The sequence below is a fragment of the Photobacterium sp. SP02 genome (assembly GCF_038519165.1).
GTDB classification, from domain to species: Bacteria; Pseudomonadota; Gammaproteobacteria; order Enterobacterales; family Vibrionaceae; genus Photobacterium; species Photobacterium halotolerans.
In genome coordinates, this window is sequence record NZ_JASJOJ010000114.1 from 1 (window position 1) to 5,394 (window position 5,394).

Consider the following 5,394-nt stretch of genomic DNA (forward strand, 5'->3'; position numbering starts at 1 on the left):
TGAACGAGCAGCAAGAAGCAATGTTACTGGCACTTCGCGGGCTGGCCGTTCGTGCCGCCATTCGGCATGTGGCTATGCATGAAGGCATTGAACCGCAACGGGCACTGAAGCGAATTGCCGATCACTGTAACGTGCTGGGATGCGATGTGATGAAGTGGCGAGAATTCGGAGTGCCATCAGACAAGGTTGATCTGCTGTTGGAGTTGTTGAACCGGTATTCGCCGTGGGCACGCCATCAGCTGCGGCCACGGGTACGCGAAGCGGATATTTGGCTGCGTGTGGAAACGGCACAGGAAGAACAGGCGAGGGCGGCGTAATGGCTATTCTGATTCGGTCCCGTACGACTGTGGACGATAAAAACCGCTGGGGCACGCAGTGGAAATGCTTTTGGGATGCCAAAGCCCTGTATGGCCGTGAGTTCAACCTTGATGTGTGCTAAGAACCGGAAACCGCCAAAGTGAGCCGGTTCTATACATCGCTGGAATGGCTGGAAGAAAAGGCCGGGAACTACTTCAAACGCGGGACAGGTTTTGGAAATACCTTCTTCAACCCGCACGCGAAAATTGTGGGGTTCGATGCCTTGCAGCAAGCATGGGAGCCGCACTGGTGGTGTAACCCACCGTTTGATCTGAAAGAGCCATTCATTGCCAAAGCGGCAGCCGAAGCGAGAGCCGGCAACCCGGGCATGATGCTGTTGCCCTATGAGCCGTTAACCGGATGGTGGCAACAGGGCATAGAAGGTGTAGCCGCTGCGGTGTACGAGCCAGACGGACGTTATAACTTCCTGAAAACAGACGGCGTAACCCAAAAGAAAGGCGTGAACTTCGGCAGTGTGTTCGTACTGTTCACGCCTGGCTATTTCCCCATCACACAGCGGATTCGGTTTAAACGCGGGATAGCGGAAGACTTAACGATCAACTTTCGGGAGACACTGGAGGTAGCTGCATGAGAATTGAAAAACTCATAGGGAAGTTTGGCCTGAAAGGCATTAACTATGCCCCAGTACCGGGGGCAGGGCACTGTTAACGGTAGAAGAACAACTGGCGATTGTAGGCTTACAGTGGCGAGTTTCTCCGGCAGGCTGGTTGCTGCTGTTTGAAGAAGTACAGCGCGATGAAGCTTCACGCAAGCAACTGATTCAGATTCTGATGGGCGAAGCGAACCGGTTGATGGAAAACTGGCGCAGCACTTATCCGGACAAGGCACTGATTGCGTTAGCCGTAACGGCGATTGCCGAGTGTTCACAACAGTTCGGGGTGATCTGCCCCGAATGCAACGGCACTGGCTACACTAAAAACATACGCTGGATCACCCGTAAGTGCCCGGCCTGTAAAGACGGCCGCGTACCCTGGACCAACGAAACCCGCTTTGCCAAGTTCGTGCAGGCAATGCCCGTTCCTTTTAGCCGGTTCAACCGCTACAAGCCGATACTGGAAGAGTTAGTGCGTTGGCTGAACGATGGGAGGACAGCAGCTTTGTTATCGGTTCAGCAACAGATTGAGCTGGAGGAAAGGGAAGCGAGGAAAGTGGCTTGATTTTATTAACTTGATCGTAATAAAGCCCTAAGCTAGGGCTTTGTTACGATATTATATGATTTATAATCAGGGCTTCAGTCTTGCCGAAATTGTACGTAGAAATGGTATTAATGTTTCATCTAAAACCTGACTAGGTATAACACTTTCTTGCATGTTTCTTTCATTTATGTGACTTTTTCTATCTTGGCTTATAATTGTAATTCCATCAACCCCATCACCTCCAGCACATAAAGTATACCTGATGTGGATCGTTTCATCGTTAATTGTTGTAGTATCTCTCATAACACCGGGAGGTAAACCGCCTTCATCGCTACTTTTACGAAATCCATTTTCAATTCTATCTAATATCCATGAAGCAGCCTCATTTGGTAACTCTTGTTGATCTGTCAACTCATCGCCATTGGGTAAGTATCCAAAGTCTTGTATGATGAAATAATCACCACTCAGATATAGTCTGAATTCATCATTGGTTCCTCTTATCTCTTTAATTGAATGAGATACTATAAAGTGAGGACTATTATAAGGTAATAGTGAGAATTCTTTTAATTTCATAGATTTATAACCTTGATTGGTGTAGGGTCACTTAACAGAAGCTCTCCAACGCTTTTAGGGTTTCTATCAAGTATCAATTGCTCAATAATACCATGTTTCTGAAATCCAGTATTGTTTTTGGTTAAACCATTTCCTTCGAAGTCAGAATTTGAACCAATTTGAGTTCTGAAGTAGTGACGAGCGTTAAACATATCTTCAGATGTTTCAGATAAGTTGTTTTTTGTAAATTGGCTTATGTGCTTTGGATTGAACTCATTCAAGTTTTGAGACCAAAAGCTTTCCATGGTTTCTCGATAAGTTACTTTATATTCATCTGACATAACACTTGATAATAATTCTTCTGAGAATTTATTATCTTGAGCCAAGTCGGGTACAACTTGTTTTTTCATATTGTCCCATGTTGGAACAAAAGATTTTACATTATTGTGAGTTGGTAAACTATCAAGGTCAATTATGTTAAGTGCATAATTTTTATTTGAATCATAATTTGTCCCTAAAACTTTTGCTATTAGGTCTGGGTCTTTGTCAGCATGTTCCAATTGATCGAAACTTGTTAGCCAAAGTGGAGAACGCTTAAATTGGTCAGGCCGTGTAAATGCAAGTGGGTTATCTAAATCACCTATTTCCTGAAATGAAACCATATAACGTTGTTCAGGTGTATATCCCATCTTGACCATTAACTCTAGTTCTTCATCAGTGTACTTTCCACCTTTGTATCCATTCTGATGAATTTCAAGCTTACGTGCTTCGAGAATAGCCTCAGCCTCTTCAAAAGAACGAGGGTTGATCAACTTTTTATGAATCTTTACCATCATTTCGGCTTCTTTAGCCGTAAGTTCACGAGCTTCATGGTATTGCTTTTGGTTTGTGCTTCCCGTGTGTTTGGGGGATTGATTTTCTCTTTTGAGTAGATTGTCAATATTTTCTCGAATTTGCCCCATAGCGCCAGCTAGGGCTTCATCACTTTTTTTCTCTAGCTTCTCGAGCCCTTCAATTACAGACTTAATACTATTGATGGCTGCATTGTCTAAAGCCTTCTGTGCAAGCCATGAATCTTTTACGACTTTGAGGCCAGAGATTAACTTTTGGATAACCTCTTTGCATTTTCCTTGAATAAATTTTGTGTACTCACCCCATGGTAGATTTTTCAGGAAAGCTTTTGGGTCGCCTTTACCTGCTTTACGTAGCATTGCCAAAATGATATCCAAGGCAACATCTGCGTTTTTCATTATCAGTTTAAAAATACCTTTTAATACAGAACCTAAGCCTGGTATTAGTCCAATAAGAGTAATAGCAAGTGCGATCCAGGCAAATTTTCTAACTTCTTCAGTTCTTTCTTCGTCGGTCAATACCATTAGGTTTGCGATGATATCCCTGACATCCATAACCTGATCAATGATCGGCAACATTGACAAAATAGTACCGACGACAATTTGAGCATTGGTTGGGTCTTCATTGAAGTCACCCTGCAAAACGCCCCATATCCAGTTGCCTGCTTCTGCAGCAATGTCTGCCACAACCTGAACAGCTTCAAGATTTCCTTCGTCTATTTCTCTTCTTACAACATTAGGATCAAACTGTTGATATAAAGGGTTTGGAGTGGCCGAAAGTGCAGTTGCCTGCCAAGGTCGTTTATCTTCACCGTAGAGTACTTGAAATGTCCCCGCCTGAACTCGTTCTACTCGTGCGAAGCCTTGTTCATCTAATTCTCCGGTGATTTCTGAATTATCTTCAAATATCACACTAAAAGGGGCTTTTTGTACAGGCTCGCTATCCTTATAGTAATATTTCAGCTCTAACCAATCCTTTCCTTCACCTGGACGGACATTTACTACAGGGAGATCAGTTTCTAGAATTTGGAGTGATGAAATAGGTATTACACCAAACTCACCATGTAAAAAATTGCTTGTGTATGGGTAATGGACATTTTCTGGATTATTACAGCGTTCTGGCGCAATTGGTGGAAGCCCATAGACAGGTGCTCGCCGCATAGATGCGGCAGGTTGAGCTACATTGAGTACATCACCCACAGCCAAAGACAATGGGTTCTCATTATAGCTCGGATTAAGTTTTAATAATTCTCTAGGCGTGAGATTGTATCGGGCCGCTATTTCTACCCAGCTTTGGCGCTTGCTTCCGGTTTCGTCATGTTGGACCATATGAGAAACAGGTTTTTTTTCTGTTGTATTTTCCTGATCTTTCTCTGAACATTCACGTACAGCTATTGGCTGGTTTAATGCATTTACCAGTTCATTAGCATTTACCCGGTAACCATGTTCATCCAGCCAGGTGGTTGTCATTTCACTCAACTGCTGACTTGTTATTCTTTCTTCGAGGTAAAGAATGTGTTGATCTTGAACTTCTTGTCCGGCAATTTTCCAATAGACAAGCAAAGCAGAGCAAGGTCTGCCGTGAAGCTTTTGATCGGCTAAAGAGTCATGGGTTGCATAAGTCGCCCGAAAAGCCCATCTTTTGTCACCCTGAATTTGATACTCCTGTTTTAAACAAGCAGACTGAAACACATAAAAGTAGCCACGAGTTGGTAACCCTAGTCTTTGACCGACCTGAATTGTGGGGATCAACGGTATAAAGGTTTCTTGTACAAGATCTGTGCCTTTCGGCTGTATTTTTACATCTTGTATGGTTTTCAATGCAGATGAGCCAAACATGAAACCATGATAGAGAACTTTGGGTTCTTGTACTCGAACTGGTACAGAAAAGCGGGTGATATTCCCTTTTAGTACTTTTTGAACCCAACCTTCAAGTGCTTTTTCCTTCTCTGTACGGCCAAGCCAAAAAACACCTCCGATCCGTTTACGGAATGTTTCTTGAGAACAAGCTATTTCAAAAATATATTCAAATGTAGGATCCGGTTCGACCGATTCTTTCAACTTTTCAACTGGAGAGTATACCTCCAATGTATCTAACAAAGGTGTATAGCCAGCTTTTGGATAATACCTACATTCTTCATCGAATGACGACATATATTAGACCTACTACATTAAATGATGCGTAAAATAGCAGAAGCATTAATATGCAACAATGTATGACCGGATTTAAAAAGCCTAGATATTGATAGCTAAAAAATATTAAATCTATTTATGTGGTATTAATTCAGGAAAGTGATTCTTTTGGGTTAAGAGTATATTGTCCACATCTAGTGCCTGAGCATTGACACTCACCCCCAAATGAAGCAAAACCCCCACAGTGCAAAACCTCGCCCACTCGGTGGGTTTTTTGTTATCTGCTGTTTTGTCCCTTGTCAGACCGCCATTCCGGCGGTTTTTTTATGTCTGAAATTCGCCTA

The 5,394-nt window shown here is 43.1% G+C and carries 6 protein-coding genes; 4 read left to right on the forward strand and 2 right to left on the reverse strand.

All coding sequences use genetic code 11. From position 1 onward, the window contains the following. From P0Y67_RS22170 to P0Y67_RS22185, 4 genes are all read left to right on the forward strand, one after another. The coding region (locus P0Y67_RS22170; RefSeq protein WP_342393625.1) for a hypothetical protein at positions 1–317 on the forward strand (317 nt) is incomplete at its 5' end. Next, on the forward strand, positions 317–439 hold the full coding sequence (locus tag P0Y67_RS22175) for a hypothetical protein (RefSeq protein WP_342393626.1): 123 nt from the start codon (positions 317–319) through the stop codon (positions 437–439). The genes P0Y67_RS22170 and P0Y67_RS22175, both read left to right, overlap by 1 nt. An 18-nt stretch (positions 440–457) precedes the next feature. Next, complete coding sequence (locus tag P0Y67_RS22180) at positions 458–949, forward strand: DNA N-6-adenine-methyltransferase (RefSeq protein WP_342393627.1); 492 nt, start codon at positions 458–460, stop codon at positions 947–949. Between the two features lie 136 nt (positions 950–1,085). Continuing rightward, positions 1,086–1,535 carry a hypothetical protein gene (locus tag P0Y67_RS22185; RefSeq protein WP_342393628.1) on the forward strand — a complete coding sequence of 150 codons (450 nt, stop codon included), beginning with the start codon at positions 1,086–1,088 and terminating at the stop codon, positions 1,533–1,535. Between the two features lie 66 nt (positions 1,536–1,601). Here the strand turns inward: P0Y67_RS22185 and P0Y67_RS22190 are convergent, their stop codons facing one another. Beyond that, positions 1,602–2,087, reverse strand: a complete 486-nt coding sequence (locus P0Y67_RS22190) for a hypothetical protein (RefSeq protein ID WP_342393629.1) — start codon at positions 2,085–2,087, stop codon at positions 1,602–1,604. After that, complete coding sequence (locus tag P0Y67_RS22195) at positions 2,084–5,071, reverse strand: hypothetical protein (protein WP_342393630.1); 2,988 nt, start codon at positions 5,069–5,071, stop codon at positions 2,084–2,086. The genes P0Y67_RS22190 and P0Y67_RS22195 overlap by 4 nt, the downstream gene beginning before the upstream one ends. Positions 5,072–5,394 lie beyond the last annotated feature (323 nt).

Bases quoted from the DNA above. Each gene is read 5' to 3' on its own strand.
- P0Y67_RS22175 (WP_342393626.1), top strand. From the start codon at position 317: ATGGCTATTCTGATTCGGTCCCGTACGACTGTGGACGATAAAAACCGC.
- P0Y67_RS22190 (WP_342393629.1), bottom strand. From the start codon at position 2,087: ATGAAATTAAAAGAATTCTCACTATTACCTTATAATAGTCCTCACTTT.
- P0Y67_RS22195 (WP_342393630.1), bottom strand. From the start codon at position 5,071: ATGTCGTCATTCGATGAAGAATGTAGGTATTATCCAAAAGCTGGCTAT.